Source organism: Klebsiella sp. CN_Kp088, from assembly GCF_040064335.1.
Lineage (GTDB): Bacteria > Pseudomonadota > Gammaproteobacteria > Enterobacterales > Enterobacteriaceae > Klebsiella > Klebsiella aerogenes.
In genome coordinates, this window is the sequence record NZ_JBEAIQ010000016.1 from 79,152 (window position 1) to 95,412 (window position 16,261).

A 16,261-nucleotide genomic window follows, 5' to 3' on the forward strand; every position below is an offset into this window, starting at 1 on the left:
GCCGCTTGCGGCGATCTTTTTTGTTTGTATGGCTCACAGAAAACGATCCTGCTTTTGCTTCGGCAGTGGTTTTTTTGTATATGACTAGTCATAACATTTAAATGACTAGTCATATACAGAGGCGAACCATGAAAGACAAACTACCGGCCAATTTTTTATGGGGTAATTCGGTCTCCAGCATGCAGACCGAAGGGGCGTGGAATGAGGGGGGGAAGGGGATGTCGGTGTACGATATCCGTGAACCGTCGGAGTTCGCCTCGGACTGGAAGGTAGCGACTGACTCCTACCATCGCTTCCACGAAGATTTTGATTTAATGCAGGATCTGGGCATGAACTGCTATCGCTTCCAGATTGCCTGGAGCCGCGTCTGTCCGCAGGGAGATGGCGAGTTTAATGAAGAGGGGATTGCGTTCTACCATCAGTTTATTGATGAGCTCATTGCCCGCGGTATTGAACCGATGATCTGCCTCTATCACTTCGATATGCCCTTGTCGCTGGCGGAGCGCTATAACGGTTTTACCGATCGCCGGGTAATGGACGCTTTTATCCGCTATGGCCAGAAGATGATCGACTGCTACGGCGATAAGGTGAAGTACTGGCTGACCTTCAACGAACAGAATCTTTACCATTCGCCGGAGGCTTTTCTGATCACCGGCTATCTGCGTGGCGATAAAACGTTGCGCGAACTCTACCAGATCCAGCACCACGTGATGATGGCGCACGTCCATCTCACCGACTATCTGCATCAGGCCAAACCGCAGTGTCTGATGGGCGGAATGCTGGCCCATGCGCTGGTCTATCCGGCAACCTGTAAGCCGCGCGATATTCTGTGCGCCCAGCAACTGGACGAGTTTTTAAATCAGAACCTGCTGCGCGCGTACGCGGGCGAGGGCTATAGTCCGGAAGTGATGCATTTTGTCGCCCGTGAAGGTTTTGACGATATCTATCGCCCTGAAGATATCGCGTTGATGGCGAGGGTGAAGGTCGACTATCTGGCATTCAGCTACTACGCCAGCCGCACGCTCAATAGCGACGCGATTCCGCCAGGTACGGCGGTGAACAACTATATGTTGTTCGGTAATCAGGACAATCCATACCTGAAAGCGACGGAATGGAACTGGCAGATCGATCCGCTGGGATTCCGCACGATCATTACCCGCTATTACAACGACTGGCGGCTGCCGGTCTTCCCAATTGAAAACGGGATTGGGGTGATCGAATCCTGGGACGGCGAAAATCAGGTCGCCGATGATTACCGCATTGCCTACCACCGTGACCACATTAACGCCATGAAAGCGGCAATGTTTGAAGACGGGGCGCAGGTGATAGGCTATCTCGGCTGGGGATTAATCGATATCCTTAGCTCGCAGGGCGACATGCGTAAACGCTACGGCGTGGTGTACGTCAATCGTGAAAACCACGATCTCAAGGATCTTAAGCGGGTACCGAAGAAAAGCTACGCGTGGTTGAAGCGGGTTATCCACAGTAATGGCGAAGAGATGTAACGGCGAGCGGGCGGTGTATGCTGCCCCCCAGCCCCTCACAAAATAGTAAAGGATCGGAGAATGACGGCGAAGTATCTTAATATCGCGCGGGAAATAAAAAAGCGGATCATTAGCCAGCAGTATCCTGCCAGCGCGCCGTTACCTGACCAGTTTGCGCTGGCGGCAGAGTTCAATACCAGCCGGATGACGATCCAGCAGGCAATGCGTCAGCTGATTGTCGAGGGGCTTATCTACACCCGCAAAGGGCAGGGTACCTTTGTGCGGAAAAATTTCCTCCAGCTATCGCAGTGGGAACTGCCCGGCAGCGACTATTTCGGCGCCACCAAAACCTGGGAGCATCTCGGCGAGGTGCAAAGCGAAGTCGTGCGCTTTGAACTGCGTTTTCCCAGCGAGAAGGAACAGAGTTCGCTGCTGATCGACGCCGATGCGCCGGTGTATGACTTTGTCCGCCTGCGGTTGCTTAACGGCGAGCCGATTTCGCTGGATTTAACGGTAATGCCGGTGGCGCTGGTGCCGGGGCTCAATAAAAGCCATCTACAAAGCTCGGTGTTTCGTTACGTGCAGGAGACGCTGGGGCTGAAGCTGATGGGGTCTTATCGGGTGGTACGGGCGATGAAGCCGGATGAGCTGGATAAATTACATCTTAACTGCGAGCCGACCGACCCGGTGCTGGAGGTTGAGCAGGTTATCTATCTGGAAGACGGTACGCCGCTGGAGTACGCGCACTGTCACTACCGCTACGATCATGGCGGGGTCATTCTGGTCAATAACGGCTAACCGGGAGAGCTCCCTGCTGGCGCAGCGCTTAGCAGATGCAGATAAAAAAACGGCGGGCACCAGGCCCGCCGTTTTCATGTGCTAGCTGAACTTAGTTCAGGCGCACCGGCATCCCTGAACGGTTCTGGATCGCCTGATCCATTACGCTCTGGTCAACGTCAGGCTGGCTGGTCACCGACTGCACGGCCTGAGTCAGGCTGATAGGCACGATTTCGCCGCCTTTGAACTGCGCTTCGGTGGTCGACAGCGGGTTGTGTACTTCGACGTAGCGGCTGCCATCCGGTTCGGTGGTGGCTTTTACCGGCTCATCGATAAACTGCACGCGGGTGCCGACCGGCACGTTCTCAAACAGGAATTTGATGTCTTCGTTACGCAGACGCACGCAGCCGTGGCTCACGCGCAGGCCGATACCAAAGTTGGCGTTGGTACCGTGGATGGCGTACAGACGACCGATATACAGCGCGTACAGGCCCATCGGGTTATCCGGGCCTGCTGGTACGACTGCCGGCAGCGGGTTACCTTCCGCGGCGTATTCGGCGTGCATTTTCGCCGTCGGGGTCCAGGTCGGGCCCGCTTTCTTACGCTCAACTTTGGTCGTCCAGTTGATCGGCGTATCTTTACCCAACTGGCCGATACCGATCGGCAGTACGATCACGGTATTGGTGCCTTTCGGGTAGTAGTACAGACGCATCTCGGCGCTGTTGATGACGATGCCTTCATGCACGGTGTCCGGCAGAATCAGCTGTTGCGGAATATTCAGCACGGTACCGCCTTTTGGCAGGTAGGTATCCACGCCCGGGTTCGCTTCCAACATGTTGGACAGACCCATCTGATATTTGGCAGCGAAATATTCCAACGGCTGTTTATTATCGTCTGGAATAGTGATGACCTGGTTCTGGCCAATCAGACGGCTGCCGTCGGTTGGCAGAGGATAGGTAACAGCTGAAGCTGTGTTGCAAAAGCCCACGATGGCGAAGGCTGCCGCTAAGAGTGTCGATAATTTCATATTCTTCATGTCGTGCGCGGTGTCAACGCCACACGGGCCTTGTTAGATATTCAGATAGTAGATGGGAGCGCATTATATGTGCTTTCCGATAAACAGGTAAATCAGATGTGTACGAAATCACAATTTTTTCCTGTTGCTACTAGTGTAGTGCGCAACGCGCCGCTTTCACGGCGAATCGTCTGGTTAATGAAACGTGGATTAATCTTCCAGCAGCCGCGACTGCAATGCTTCACGCGCCTGCGGCGTCAGGCGGTATTCCTGTTCCAGCCAGCGGTCGACATGACCGTAATGCTGTTCAATGCTGGACAACGCGGTCGCCAGATATGACTCCTGGACGGTCATGATGGCGGCGAGATTTTTACGCCCGTGCTCATTAAGGCCTTCGCCGAAGGTGTCGAGCAGGAATCCTTCGACCTGCGCCAGCATCCCCTGGGTCAGCAGATACTCTTCCATGACCGTATTGCTATCACAGCCGAGCGCGAACAGCGTCAGGGCGCAGCCGACGCCGGTGCGGTCTTTACCGACGGCGCAGTGCTGCAGCAGGGCGCCGTCAAAAGGCTCCATTAGCCATTGCGTCAACTGGCGATAGGCGGCGTTATTAAACGGTAACTGGCGGTAGAGCTGTAGCATAAACTGCTCGCCGTCCATGGTGTTGAGGGTCGCGGCGTTAAACTCGGTGACTTTCGCATTGACGCTGCTGGAAAGCGGATTGGCCGGGGCGTTGAGGTAAAAGGCTTCGCTATTCAGCCGATCGGGGCTGCGATTGACCTCTGTCGGATCGCGATAATCCAGCACCCGGCTCAGCGGAATGGCGCTGAGATGATTGAGATCCTCCGGCGTCATGTTGTGCAGCGAGCCTGAGCGCAGCAGTTTGCCTGAACGTACGCGCCGGCCGTCGGCCGCGCGTTGACCGCCGAGGTCGCGAAAGTTGATGCCGCCTTGAAGCGAGATAAATGCAGGATGGCTGGTGCGGGTGGTCATAAATTCCCTCTGAATTGCGGATAATTATTATGTCTTAGCAATCGGTCATTTTGCGGTAAAACCCTGACCATAGCATAGTTATTGGCGGGCTTTTTACCGCAAGCCGTGAAAAGTGAACCATTTGCTGGCATAATGTCTGGTTCATCACATCCCTAATTCTCTATTTTCAGGATATCCTCGTGCTAGTATCCAGCAACGTCACCATGCAGTTTGGCAGTAAGCCGCTGTTTGAAAACATCTCCGTCAAATTTGGCGGCGGCAACCGCTACGGCCTGATTGGCGCCAACGGCAGCGGCAAATCCACGTTTATGAAGATCCTCGGCGGCGATCTTGAGCCGACGCTGGGCAACGTATCTCTCGACCCGAACGAGCGCATCGGTAAGCTGCGCCAGGATCAGTTCGCCTTCGAAGAGTTCACCGTGCTGGATACGGTTATCATGGGCCACGGCGAGCTGTGGGAAGTGAAGCAAGAGCGCGATCGCATCTACGCGCTGCCGGAAATGAGCGAGGAAGACGGCTATAAAGTGGCCGACCTGGAAGTAAAATACGGCGAGATGGACGGCTATTCCGCCGAAGCGCGCGCCGGTGAACTGCTGCTCGGCGTCGGTATTCCGGTGGAGCAACATTACGGCCCGATGAGCGAAGTCGCGCCGGGCTGGAAACTGCGTGTCCTGCTGGCGCAGGCGCTGTTCTCCAATCCGGATATCCTGCTGCTCGATGAACCGACGAACAACCTCGATATCGATACTATTCGCTGGCTGGAGCAGGTGCTGAACGAACGCGACAGCACCATGATCATCATTTCGCACGACCGTCACTTCCTGAACATGGTTTGTACTCATATGGCGGATCTCGATTACGGCGAACTGCGCGTGTATCCGGGCAACTATGACGAATATATGACCGCGGCGACCCAGGCGCGTGAGCGTCTGCTGGCCGATAACGCCAAGAAGAAAGCGCAAATTGCCGACCTGCAGGCCTTTGTTAGCCGCTTTAGCGCCAACGCTTCAAAATCGCGTCAGGCGACCTCTCGCGCCCGTCAGATAGATAAAATTAAGCTGGATGAGGTGAAAGCCTCCAGCCGTCAGAACCCGTTCATTCGCTTCGAACAGGATAAGAAACTGTTCCGTAACGCGCTGGAAGTGGAAGCGCTGGCGAAAGGCTTTGATAACGGCCCGCTGTTCAAAGGGGTTAATCTGCTGCTGGAAGTTGGCGAAAAGCTGGCGGTACTGGGGACCAACGGCGTCGGTAAATCAACGATGCTGAAAACCCTGGTCGGCGAACTGGAAGCGGATAACGGTACCGTCAAGTGGTCGGAAAACGCCCGTATCGGCTACTACGCTCAGGATCATGCCGAAGATTTCGAGAACGACCTGACGGTCTTTGACTGGATGAGCCAGTGGAAACAGGAAGGCGATGACGAGCAGGCGGTACGCAGTATCCTCGGTCGTCTATTGTTTAGCCAGGACGATATCAAAAAGCCGGCGAAAGTCCTCTCCGGCGGCGAGAAAGGTCGCATGCTGTTCGGTAAGCTGATGATGCAGAAACCGAATATCCTGGTGATGGATGAACCGACTAACCACCTGGATATGGAATCGATCGAATCGCTGAACATGGCGCTGGAGATGTATCAGGGCACCCTGATTTTCGTTTCTCACGACCGTGAGTTCGTGAGTTCGCTGGCGACTCGCGTACTGGAGATCACCCCAGAACGCGTAATCGATTTCAGCGGCAACTACGAAGATTACCTGCGCAGTAAAGGTATCGAGTAATCCCTCTCCGTTACCCGGGTGGCGGCTACGCCTTACCCGGGCTACCCGCGGTGCCGTTTTTTTGTCGGGTGGCGGCTAACGCCTTACCCGACCTACCCCGGCATGTGATCTGTAGGCCCGCGCAAGTGCAGCGCTGCCGGGCAATAACCGCGGGTAAAGAACCGATTTTGCGCCGGATGGCGGCTGCGCCTTATCCGGCCTACGGTCCGTGCCATTGTGAGCTTAAGGTCTCTATCTTGTACCTATGGCTTCTGAAACTGTCCGTTACCCGGGCTACCAAACCGCACAGTGTTGTAGCCCCGGTAAGCGGTAGCGCCACCGGGGATTTCTAGACCACCAATACCGGCAGTTTCAGCCGGCCTATGGTCAGAGCCTCCACTCGGTCCCTTCGACGCCATTCACCAGCAGTTGGCGTTTTTCTCCCGCCGGTAATGACAGCTTCAGCGCTTTCCACGCTGGGCGATAGTTGCCGCGAGCGTCGAGCTTCAGGTTTATGCTGTTGGCGCTGCAGGTCATTTCCCACTCCAGCCATAGCGCATCACCCTCTTTATAGCCCCAGCTTTCGCCGTCGTCTTCAAACAGCAAACCGCGGGTTGAGCCGGTACCTTTCAGTGGGAACAACTGCAGTTCGCGACGATCGTCTTTTTGCGCATCGACGTGGCTGATACGTTCACTGAGCGGCAGACCGGCGCCGGCGCGGACCAGCAGCGGCAGTTTTTCCAGCGGTGCGTCCAGCGTCACCCACTGACCACCGGCGAACCACTGGTGGTTGTAAAAATCGTACCAGCCGTCCTGATTATCGGGCAGCCACAGCTGGCGCTGACGGGCGCCAGGCTCCACCACGCTTGCCACCAGCAGATCGCGCCCCAGCATGAAGTCATCACACTCGGCGAAGGTCTGGGTATCGTGCTGGTGGTCGAGGAAGGTCGGGCGCAGCATGGGTTCGTCATCGGCATGCGCCTGCCATAACAGGGTGTACAAATAGGGCAGCAGACGGTAGCGCAGCTCGATGGCAGAGCGGATCGCCGGGGTGATTTCCGGGTACATCCAGGGTTCATTGACCGTCTGGTCGTCATTCCACGAGTGAATGGTAAAGCGCGGATGCATCACGCCGTTTTGCACCCAGCGAACGAACAGTTCTGGCTCGGGTTTATCGCCGGAGAATCCGCCGACGTCATGGCCGACGTTAAACAAGCCGGAAAGACTCATCCCTAATCCCATACGGGTGTTATAGCGCAGCGTATCCCAGTTGGTGCGGTTGTCGCCGCTCCAGGTCTGTACGTAGCGCTGCATCCCGGCGCAGCCGGAGCGGGAGATCAGATACGGGCGCTTTTGCGGCGCAAAGCGTTGCTGCGCTTCCAGCGAGGCGCGCATCATTAACAGCGGCATCACCGGGCGAATATGCTTAATGGCGATTTCGCGGCCAAAGCCGTAGCAGCGCGCCTCGCCGTCCCACACCTCATACTCGTTATTATCGTTCCAGGTCGAATCGATACCCATCTCCAGTAGCTGGGTGGTCACGCCTTCCTGCCACCAGGTCACGGTGTGCGGGTTGGTGAAGTCGAGATGCGAACCTTCATCGTCCCAGAAGCTGGAACGCTCCGGCGCATCGGTTTGCGAATCGCGAATGAAGAGGCCGCGTTCCGCCACTTCGCCATAGCGTGGGTGATCCTGCAGCAGACACGGTTTGATATTGGCAGCCAGTTTCAGCCCGGCATCGTGGAACGACTGGCTCATCACTTTTGGCTGCGGCACCTTGTCGTAGTTCCAGTTAAAGACGTAGCGTTTGCCGTTGATTGAGGTATAGCCGGAAGAGAGCTGAAACGAATCACAGGGGATTGCATGCTGCTCGCACAGGCGGATAAAGTTCATCAGCTGATTTTGCGCATCAGGTGCGTCGGTATAGTGCATCGTCGAGCCGCTATAGCCGAGGCTCCATTTCGGCCCAAACAACGTTTTACCGGTCAGACGGACAAACGCTTTGGTCACATCCAGCACCTGCTTACCGGTAAACAGGTAATAATCGATGTCGCCGGCCTCCGCCTGCCAGCGGCGATAGGCGGTGTGGTAGTTGTCGATTTCATTGCCCAGATCCAGCCAGCAACTGCTCAGGTTGTCATAAAACAGGCCGTAGCTGATATCGCTGCGCTGCGTGATGGTAAACGGAATATGTTTATACAGCGGGTCGGTGCTGACGGCGTTGTAGCCCATGGCATCGAGGTTACGCATTTCGTAGCGTTTGCCGTTACGCTGCAGGTCACCGGCTTTTTCACCCAGCCCGTAGAAACGTTCATCTTTGCGGCGGCTAAGATAATGGGCGACGCCATCCCCGTGGGCGTTTGCCAGATAGGCGCTGGTTGGGCGGTCATTGGCGAGCGTCTGCCACTCACCGGCCTCGTCGCGATAGCTCCACTCCAGCCAAAGCGGCTGATGGACGGTAACGCGCAGCTGGCGGGTGGCGATGGTCAGCGTGTCATCCGCTTCGCTCATCTGCCAGGCCGGGAGGCTAAAACCGCTGAGGTCATCCCGCGCGCGGCCTTCCCACGGCACATCCTGCTGCGGGGCGATACTCCAGGTGCGATCCAGCGCCAGTTGGCCCTGGCGCTTCAGCAGGACGCGGAATAAATTCTCTTCCAGCACGTACAGACACAAAGTGTGCTGACCATCAACGGTCAATTCAACGTGATGCTCCAGCTGTTGCTGCAAACTCCAGTGTTTCAACGTCTTCATATTTTACATCCACTCTCAGGCGCGCTTGGCGCGACGTTCAGCAATAAATGCCACCAGGAAAACGGCGCCAATCAGGTCAAAGAAACCCATGGCGATAAACAGCGGGTTGAAGCCAATTTTGTCGGCGGTCACCCCGATTAATAATGAGAACAGGAAGCTGGCGATCCACGCCGCGGAGCCGCGCATACCGTTGACCGTGGCCATTTGTCCCTTGTCGAAAGACTCCACCACCAGCGCGCTGAGCATGCAGGAGATGATCTGATGGCCGAAACCGCCAATGGAGATCAGGATGATGGTGATATAGGGATCGCGGGTAATGGCCACCAGGGCCAGCGAGAGCATCAGAAACGCGCCGGTCACGGAACTGGCGATGACCGAATTGACTCGCGTACAGCCGAACCAACGGACGTACAGGCGGGTGAGATAACCGCTGACCACGCTGCCAAGATCGGCGGCGAGGAACGGCAGCCAGGCGAACATCGCTATCTGCTTAAGATCCATACCGTGCTCTTTCGCCAGGTACAGCGGCACCCAGAAGCTCAGTACCGCCCAGGCGGGCTCGGCCATAAAAGCGGGGATGGCGATACCGTAGAAACGTTTGTTCTTCGAGACGGTTTTTAGCGCGGTAAAAAAGGGTAGCTTCACCGGCGGCGCTTCGTTGTCCTGCTTGATGTACTCCAGCTCGCCTTTGCTGAGATTCGGGTGCTTTTCCGGGCTCTGATAGAACGCCCACCACAGCACTACCCACAGCAGCGCCAGCACGCCGGTAAACATAAACGCGCCCTGCCAGCCGAAGGAGGCGTGGGCGAAGTAGATGATAGGTGGCGCCAGCATTGCGCCGATAGAAAAGCCGACGCCAGCCCAGCCGGCGGCGATCGGCCGTTCGGATTTCGGGAACCACTCGCCGATGGTTTTAGCGTTAGCCGGGGTGGCGGCCGCCTCCGCGCCGCCCATAAAGAAGCGTAAAATAGCCAGATGCAGCCAGCTGCCTGCTCCGGCGTGCGCGATACAGGCTACCGCCCACAAGGTGGCGCAAACCATAAAGCCCAGCTTGAGCCCGATGACGTCGATAAGCCAGCCGCACAGCGGTTGGAAGATGGTATAAGCCAGCTGAAATGCGCCGACGATCCACGAATATTGCTCGGTGGTAATACCGAGAGTGGCTTTCAGTTCCGGGGCGATAATCCCCAGCGAGTTACGTGTGATGTAGTTGACGGTGACGCCAAGTAAAAACAGCACCAGCACCCACCAGCGCAGGTTTTTCACCACCCGGCGCGTTTTGCTGACTGCCATATCATTGTTGAGGCCTTGACTCATAGAACTCTCCACAAGACGTTGTAGGGGGAAATGACGCTTCAGCCGCTGAGTCGTCACGTAATAGTTCTAACTATTTGAATTATTTGTTTTTATTTCAATATCTATTGGTATAACTAGTATGGAAGATATTGGACCAATTCAAAATAAGGGAGAAAGACGGCGGGCAGTAGCGCTATTTATGCAAAATTTTTCATGAGATGACGTAGTTCTCATAATTTTCCGGAGTATTTGCTTGTTGGTCAGGGTTTGGCGACTATGAAAATTCTTTCATTTTTGAATTGGAGCTGGATCACAGAATGGATAAAAAGCTGCGAGTCGCCGAAATTGCCGCCCGCACCGGGCTGTCAGCCAGTACGGTTTCGCGCGTCTTAGCCGGAAAAGCGAATACCAGCGAAAAGGCCCGTCAGGCGGTATTGGCCTGCGCCCGCGAGCTGGGGGTGATGCAGGGATTGGCTGCCGGGCGGCTACTGCTCAACAACCTGCTGATTTTTGCTCCGCAACGGGCCTTCGACGAACGTTCAGATATTTTCTACTACCGCGTCATCCAGAGTATTAATAACGCGCTGGCGCCGCATGAAGTACGTCTGCGCTATTGCGCGCTGGAAGAAAACGACAGCGACGCCAATCTGTTTCTGGCCCGCATGAACGAGACCGACACCCAGGCGGCGGTATTGCTGGGTATCGACGATCGGCATATCCACGCGCTGGCGGCGGATCTTGGCAAACCTTGCGTATTAATTAACTGCCGGGATGAAGGGATGCGGCTTCCTTCTATTGCGCCTGACCATCGGCTGATTGGCCAGTGCGCCGCTCGTTATCTGTTTGATATGGGCCATCAGGCGGTAATGAACGTGATGTGCCTGCGCCGCTATACCATGGAGCTACGGCTGGTGGGTATCAAGGAGGCGTGGCGCGCGCGCAACCTGCGATTTACCGGTAGCCGCGACCTGATTAGCGTCGCCAACTTTAGCGCCAGAGAAACGGAAGAGCAGGTCGGGGCCTGGCTCGATGCTTTACAGGGGCGCCCGATGCCGACGGCGTTTCTGGTGGGCGGCGATTTTATGGCCGCCGGTACCGTCAGCGCGCTGCAAAAACGAGGCCTGCGGGTGCCGCAGGATGTCTCGGTGATGAGTATCGACGGTTTTAATCTGGCGGCGATTCAGGACGTGCCGCTAACGGCGATTCATGTGCCGCGGGATGAGCTCGGCAGCGAGGCGGTGCATCTTTTGCAGCAGCGTCTGCTGCGCCCGGAAGCGCCGCACGGCTCGCTACTGCTGCACGGCGCCCTGGTGGTACGCGATTCGGTGCGGCGGATCCGGCCAGGCAAGAGCCATACCGCCGTAGAACAGCAAGGTCTGTATGATGATTAGATCTTCATGCCCAATGCGCGTTTGCCGTGATCGTTAAGATCGGCAACGGTGAAGCGCGCCTGCCAGTCGCATTCGTAATCTTCACGCGGGAAATCCCCCGGCGAGGCGCCTTTTTCCAGCGCGATTTTTACCTTCTGCGCATAGGCGAGGTTTTTCTCGCACATCGGCGCGGCCGGGATGTACATGACGTTGCCCCAGCCCTGTTGATTTTCCACCGGCGCGACCGAGTGAATGACATCGCAGTGCCACCAGACGGAATCACCGGCATTCAGCGCGGGAATCGAGCTTAGCGCTTTGATGAGCAATGGATGCCATTGCTCAGAGATCGGCAGTACCTTGCCCGGCGCGACGCCGCATAGTTCATCTTCCGGCACATCATCCAGCAGCGGACGCAGCAGAACGTAAGCCATCGCCTCCGGGATCGGCACCACGTGCAGCAGCCCTTGACCGGGGATCATGTCCGACAGCGCTGTCCAACCCTGGAAAGTGCGGAAGACAGAACATTTGGTGGTGTTATCGACGGTGTACTCTTCCACTTCGGTACGATGCGCCGCGTCCCACGGATCGTAGGCGTCGATATTGCCATTAAAGACGTTGGCGAAAACCTGCTGATAGGCGGGAAGCAACCAGCGCTCCAGCGCCCCGGAATCGGTATGCGCGCCCAGCCCCTTTGACGTGGTTCCCGGCGGGCGGCGGCGGATGCGGTCAGGGTAAATCACGCTGACATCCGGATCGAACCAGCGTTTGCCGTCCTGTTCGAAGCGCCACAGGCGGTTAAGGAAGGATTGTACCGCCGCCATTTCATCGCTCTGGCGCGCCTGCATTTGCGAGGGCGACCAGTAGATCGGATAGATCTCCGGGCGCGAAGCCTCCAGCGAACCGAAGAAGCTGTCGCCGGGCCCTTTGTAAACGTCGTCGAAATGGTTCAGGTCCAGGTATTCCAGCATCGCGTTATCCCAGGCCAGCGCCTGTTCGCGCGGGTAGTGGCCTTTGATAACCGCGCAACCGCGGCGCTTAATCGCCTCGCGCTGCGCATCGCTCACTTTACCCTGGGCGATATCGCTAAACGGGATCGTCGGCCAGACCTCCTGGCCCGCGGCTTTCAGGGCGTTAATCTCGTCCAGGCGCTCGCTGATACGCGCCGAGAGTTTATCGAACACTGCCTGAACATCGCCGATTTGCGCCCGTAAGGCCTGTTTCATCTGGCGAATCGCCGCTTTATGGTCGGCAGGTAATGTTTCGTGGGTAGGGAGAGCAGCCATAATCACCTCGCTGTATCTTTCATTCGAAGGTATTAAATCTTACAAACGTTAATTTAAGTTAAATTAGAGTTAATGCAAGTTTAAAATTATGCAGCGGCGCACAAAATGGAAAAGCCGGGGCGGATACCCCGGCACAGGATCAGTCGTTGAAAGGGGAGGTCTTATCGAGAACGGCCTGAATCACCTTCAACGCGCCGTCGTGGTTATTGTCATCGGTGGTGAAACCGGCGATGGCTTTGATGCTGTCGGCAGCGTTGGCCATAGCAAAAGCATATTTCACCAGTTTTAACATTTCGGCGTCATTGCCGCTGTCGCCAATTGCTACGCATTGCTGCGGCGAAAGGTTCCAGCGTTTGAGCAGGCGGCTGATGCCGTTGGCTTTATGCAGGCCGGGGATAATCAAATCGACAAAGCCAAAGCCGCTGGTGACCGGCTTCATGATCCCATCCAGCGAGACGTGCAATTTATCGATAAGCTGTGGGATATCGCTATCCGGCAGGTTGAGGGAGAATTTGAATAGCGTATCGTCGATGCGATGGTAATCGCTTACCCGCTGCAGACGATGGTAGTGCTTCGACATCAGCTCAACAAAGGCGTCCGGGGCTTTATCGCTCACGTATGCGCTTTGCAGGCCGCAGGCGACAAAGTTGAGCTGCGGGTCTTTTAGCAGTTCGCCAATCACCACCTGTGATTCGTGACGGGTCAGTTCGCCGTGGAACACCTGTTTGCCATGCTCGTAAACCAGAGCGCCGTTTTCTGCGACGAACGAAATCTGCTCGCGGATTTCCGGGAAAAATGAGATCAGCTGATAGTACTGGTTACCGCTGGCGACAACAAATTCAATACCTTGCTGTTTAAGCTGCGCAAACTGCGCGAGGAAACGCGGGCGGTCATACTGCTTGGCGTCATTGAGAAAAGTTCCGTCCATATCGGTGACGATAACTTTAACGGTCATAAGAGGTGCTCCTGGCTTAACTTCGACCAGTAACATTCTAATTACAATGTGATGGGGAGCACAAATTTATTTCGAATGAAAGTTTATCCAATTATCAACGGGTACAGAAGATGTCACCCGGCTCAGCGCAGCGCCGGCCGGGTATTTTCCTTACAGCGTATGCTCGGTACGGGCGATAATATCGTCCTGAGTATCCGGCGACAGGGCGGTGAAGAACGCCGAGTATCCGGCGACGCGGACCACTAAATCGCGGTACTGGTCAGGGTGTTTCTTGGCTTCCAGCAGCGTTTCGCGTGACACGATGTTGTACTGAATATGCCAGCCTTTGTGCACTTCAAAGAAAGTACGCAGCAGCACCATCAGCTTTTGCTTATCAGACTCGTTCTCCAGCGTGGAAGGATTCAGCTTCTGGTTGAGCAGCACGCCGCCGAGGATCGCGCCGGTCGGCAGTTTGCCTACCGAACTGATAACCGCCGTTGGCCCCAGGTGATCGGTACCGGAGGCCGGGCTGGCCCCTTCCGCCAGCGGCGCGTGCGCTTTGCGGCCATCCGGCGTCGCCATGGTCTGCGCGCCGAACGGGACGTTAGCGGAGATAGACGACGTACCGGCGTAATAGTTACCGCCAATCGGGCCGCGGCCGTAACGCGGGTTATGGTACTGCTTCAGCTCGTCGATATAGGTCTGATAGGCGCGGGCCAGCAGAATGTCGACGCTGTCGTCATCGTTGCCGTACTTCGGCGCGCCGTTGATTAACCGCTGACGTAACTGCTCGTGGGTCAGGCCGGCAAAATCTTCCGCCAGCGCTTTCGCCAGCTCCTGCTGGCCGATAACGCCCTGATCGAAGACCAGTTTTTTCACCGCCGCCAGGCTGTTGCCGAGGTTGGCAATCCCGACCTGCAGGCCGGAAACCCAGTCATATTTCGCGCCGCCTTGCTTGATGCTTTTCGCCCGTTCTATGCAGTCATCGACTAATGCTGAGCAAAGAATATCGTGGACGTTCTCTTCCAGCATGGTATCGACAACGTACTCAATCTCGATGGATTTACGGGTGTAATAGCGGATCTGGGTGTCCCAGTCTTCCAGTACCTGGTCGAAGTTAGCGAAGTTGCCTTTCGATAGCGCATGTTGCTGGGCAAGGAACACCTGGCCGCTGGTGGCATCGCGGCCGCCTTCCAGCGTCGCCAGCATCACCCGCGCGAAGTTAATAAAGCTCATGCCGGTGCAGCGATAGCCCCATTTGCCGCCGACCGCGGTTTCGATACAGCCGATAGCGGCGTAATCGTAGGCGTCCTGCGGCTCAATGCCGAGCTTGATAAATTCCGGAATGACGATTTCATCGTTATTAAACGCCGGCATGCCGAAACCGCAGCGGATCACCTGCACGCAGGCGTCGAGGAAGTCGTTGCTCATCCCGGCGTGGTAACGCACGCTGAGGTTCGGCTGGGTCGAGCGCAGGCGGCCGCAGGATTCGAGGATCGCGTACGACAGCGGGTTGACGGCGTCCTGCGGTTGACCGTCGACCAGATTTTGCCCGCCGATGGTGACGTTCTGGTACAGCGGGCTACCGGCGGAAGCTTTGGAGTGCGAGCCCGAGCGAATTTTGTTGACCTCCAGCAGCTTCAGCCAGCAGCAATGCAGCAGCTCAATGGCCTGTTCGCGATCCAACGATTGCTGCAGTTCAACGTCGCGGCGGTAGTATGGATAGAGGTACTGGTCCATGCGGCCAAAAGAGACCGAGTGGCCGTTGGATTCAATCTGCAGGATCAACTGAATGAAGTAGCAGAGCTGCAGCGCCTGCCAGAAGGTTTTCGGCGGCTCGTGGGCGATAATTTCACAGTTTTCGGCGATCGCCAGCAGCTCGTCGCGGCGCAATTCACGCGGCTCCTGCGCCGCCATGTCGCGCGCCAGCGTAGCGAAGCGTTTGCAGTGTTCGCTCACTGCCGCGAGCACGATATCGATCGCCTTCAGGAACTGTTCGCCGTGCAGATCTTCCAGCACCGTCAGATTAATACGCGAGCGGCGTTCAGCGACCTTCGCGCGCATGCCGTCGAGCCCTTTTTCCAGCAGCAGCGGATAGTTGACCGCCAGGTGGGCATCGCCGGAAGTCATGTTACCTTCGGCTTTGATAATACCGGTAGCGAGCAGCGCTTTTTGTTCATCGGTAAACATGCCGTAGCAACGGTCCTGAACGGTCTGCCCGCGCCACCATGGGCACACTTCATGTAATACGCGCTTATTCTCTTCGCTGACCGAGAAGCCGGCGCCCGGACGGTCGGCGAGATCGTCGATCTCTTTCTCAATCCAGCTGACGGTATATTCCGGGAAAATCGGCGCGGCGCGAACTTCGCTGGCCTGGTTGCCGACGATCAGCTCATCGTGCTTGATCCAGATAGTGCGTTCCGCCAGGTGATGGGCCAGCGCCAGCGCGCGACGTACCGGGATCGGTTTATCGAGATGTTGCTGATAGGCGGCGGTATAGTGTTGGGCGCGCTCGGTACAAACCGGCGGCTTAACGATATGCACCAGCGCCATTTTATGCGCCTGAATGCGGGCGCTCAGAGTATCCAGTTTTAAGGTGGTCATAAG

General features: G+C 56.4%; 11 protein-coding genes. 4 read left to right on the forward strand and 7 right to left on the reverse strand.

The genetic code is table 11. The annotated features are described in order from the left end of the window. Positions 1-128: 128 nt before the first annotated feature. Complete coding sequence (locus tag ABLV08_RS07065) at positions 129-1,505, forward strand: glycoside hydrolase family 1 protein (protein WP_348855688.1); 1,377 nt, start codon at positions 129-131, stop codon at positions 1,503-1,505. Between the two features lie 60 nt (positions 1,506-1,565). Then, positions 1,566-2,282 (forward strand): GntR family transcriptional regulator, encoded by a 717-nt coding sequence (locus tag ABLV08_RS07070; RefSeq protein WP_020079300.1) that lies wholly within the window; start codon positions 1,566-1,568, stop codon positions 2,280-2,282. A gap of 91 nt (positions 2,283-2,373) precedes the next feature. Here the strand turns inward: ABLV08_RS07070 and ldtB are convergent, their stop codons facing one another. Both ldtB and ABLV08_RS07080 read right to left on the reverse strand, forming a co-directional pair. Further along, positions 2,374-3,288 (reverse strand): L,D-transpeptidase, encoded by a 915-nt coding sequence (gene ldtB, locus ABLV08_RS07075; RefSeq protein WP_015367569.1) that lies wholly within the window; start codon positions 3,286-3,288, stop codon positions 2,374-2,376. 198 nt (positions 3,289-3,486) lie between these two features. Further along, on the reverse strand, positions 3,487-4,269 hold the full coding sequence (locus tag ABLV08_RS07080) for a tyrosine-protein phosphatase (RefSeq protein WP_047054316.1): 783 nt from the start codon (positions 4,267-4,269) through the stop codon (positions 3,487-3,489). Positions 4,270-4,448: 179 nt separating this feature from the next. Here ABLV08_RS07080 and ABLV08_RS07085 point away from each other — a divergent pair, with 179 nt between their 5' ends. Next, positions 4,449-6,041 carry an ABC-F family ATPase gene (locus ABLV08_RS07085; protein ID WP_015367567.1) on the forward strand — a complete coding sequence of 531 codons (1,593 nt, stop codon included), beginning with the start codon at positions 4,449-4,451 and terminating at the stop codon, positions 6,039-6,041. A 366-nt stretch (positions 6,042-6,407) separates the two neighbouring features. Here ABLV08_RS07085 and ABLV08_RS07090 read toward each other — a convergent pair whose 3' ends face one another. After that, complete coding sequence (locus tag ABLV08_RS07090; RefSeq protein WP_348855689.1) at positions 6,408-8,771, reverse strand: glycoside hydrolase family 31 protein; 2,364 nt, start codon at positions 8,769-8,771, stop codon at positions 6,408-6,410. Positions 8,772-8,786: 15 nt separating this feature from the next. Further along, complete coding sequence (locus tag ABLV08_RS07095; RefSeq protein ID WP_213315410.1) at positions 8,787-10,088, reverse strand: MFS transporter; 1,302 nt, start codon at positions 10,086-10,088, stop codon at positions 8,787-8,789. A 296-nt stretch (positions 10,089-10,384) separates the two neighbouring features. On the opposite strand from ABLV08_RS07095, the gene ABLV08_RS07100 reads away from it, so the two are divergent. Beyond that, positions 10,385-11,458, forward strand: coding sequence for a LacI family DNA-binding transcriptional regulator (locus tag ABLV08_RS07100; protein ID WP_020079297.1), 1,074 nt, complete (start codon positions 10,385-10,387; stop codon positions 11,456-11,458). Here the strand turns inward: ABLV08_RS07100 and ABLV08_RS07105 are convergent. The 3 genes from ABLV08_RS07105 to ABLV08_RS07115 all read right to left on the reverse strand — a co-directional run bounded on the left by ABLV08_RS07105 (position 11,455) and on the right by ABLV08_RS07115 (position 16,258). Further along, on the reverse strand, positions 11,455-12,720 hold the full coding sequence (locus ABLV08_RS07105; RefSeq protein ID WP_015704832.1) for a DUF1479 domain-containing protein: 1,266 nt from the start codon (positions 12,718-12,720) through the stop codon (positions 11,455-11,457). The genes ABLV08_RS07100 and ABLV08_RS07105 overlap by 4 nt on opposite strands. Positions 12,721-12,859: 139 nt before the next feature. Then, positions 12,860-13,675 carry a Cof-type HAD-IIB family hydrolase gene (locus tag ABLV08_RS07110; RefSeq protein WP_015367562.1) on the reverse strand — a complete coding sequence of 272 codons (816 nt, stop codon included), beginning with the start codon at positions 13,673-13,675 and terminating at the stop codon, positions 12,860-12,862. Positions 13,676-13,825: 150 nt separating this feature from the next. After that, a complete protein-coding gene (locus tag ABLV08_RS07115) occupies positions 13,826-16,258 on the reverse strand; it encodes a formate C-acetyltransferase/glycerol dehydratase family glycyl radical enzyme (protein WP_047049089.1) in 2,433 nt (810 codons plus the stop codon). Positions 16,259-16,261: the final 3 nt, after the last annotated feature.

What these genes read in the sequence shown, in the direction of transcription:
- ABLV08_RS07090 (WP_348855689.1), bottom strand. Translation starts at nt 8,771, where the DNA reads ATGAAGACGTTGAAACACTGGAGTTTGCAGCAACAGCTGGAGCATCAC.
- ABLV08_RS07095 (WP_213315410.1), bottom strand. Translation starts at nt 10,088, where the DNA reads ATGAGTCAAGGCCTCAACAATGATATGGCAGTCAGCAAAACGCGCCGG.
- ABLV08_RS07115 (WP_047049089.1), bottom strand. Translation starts at nt 16,258, where the DNA reads ATGACCACCTTAAAACTGGATACTCTGAGCGCCCGCATTCAGGCGCAT.
- ABLV08_RS07110 (WP_015367562.1), bottom strand. Translation starts at nt 13,675, where the DNA reads ATGACCGTTAAAGTTATCGTCACCGATATGGACGGAACTTTTCTCAAT.
- ABLV08_RS07100 (WP_020079297.1), top strand. Translation starts at nt 10,385, where the DNA reads ATGGATAAAAAGCTGCGAGTCGCCGAAATTGCCGCCCGCACCGGGCTG.
- ABLV08_RS07065 (WP_348855688.1), top strand. Translation starts at nt 129, where the DNA reads ATGAAAGACAAACTACCGGCCAATTTTTTATGGGGTAATTCGGTCTCC.
- ABLV08_RS07105 (WP_015704832.1), bottom strand. Translation starts at nt 12,720, where the DNA reads ATGGCTGCTCTCCCTACCCACGAAACATTACCTGCCGACCATAAAGCG.
- ABLV08_RS07070 (WP_020079300.1), top strand. Translation starts at nt 1,566, where the DNA reads ATGACGGCGAAGTATCTTAATATCGCGCGGGAAATAAAAAAGCGGATC.
- ABLV08_RS07080 (WP_047054316.1), bottom strand. Translation starts at nt 4,269, where the DNA reads ATGACCACCCGCACCAGCCATCCTGCATTTATCTCGCTTCAAGGCGGC.
- ldtB (WP_015367569.1), bottom strand. Translation starts at nt 3,288, where the DNA reads ATGAAATTATCGACACTCTTAGCGGCAGCCTTCGCCATCGTGGGCTTT.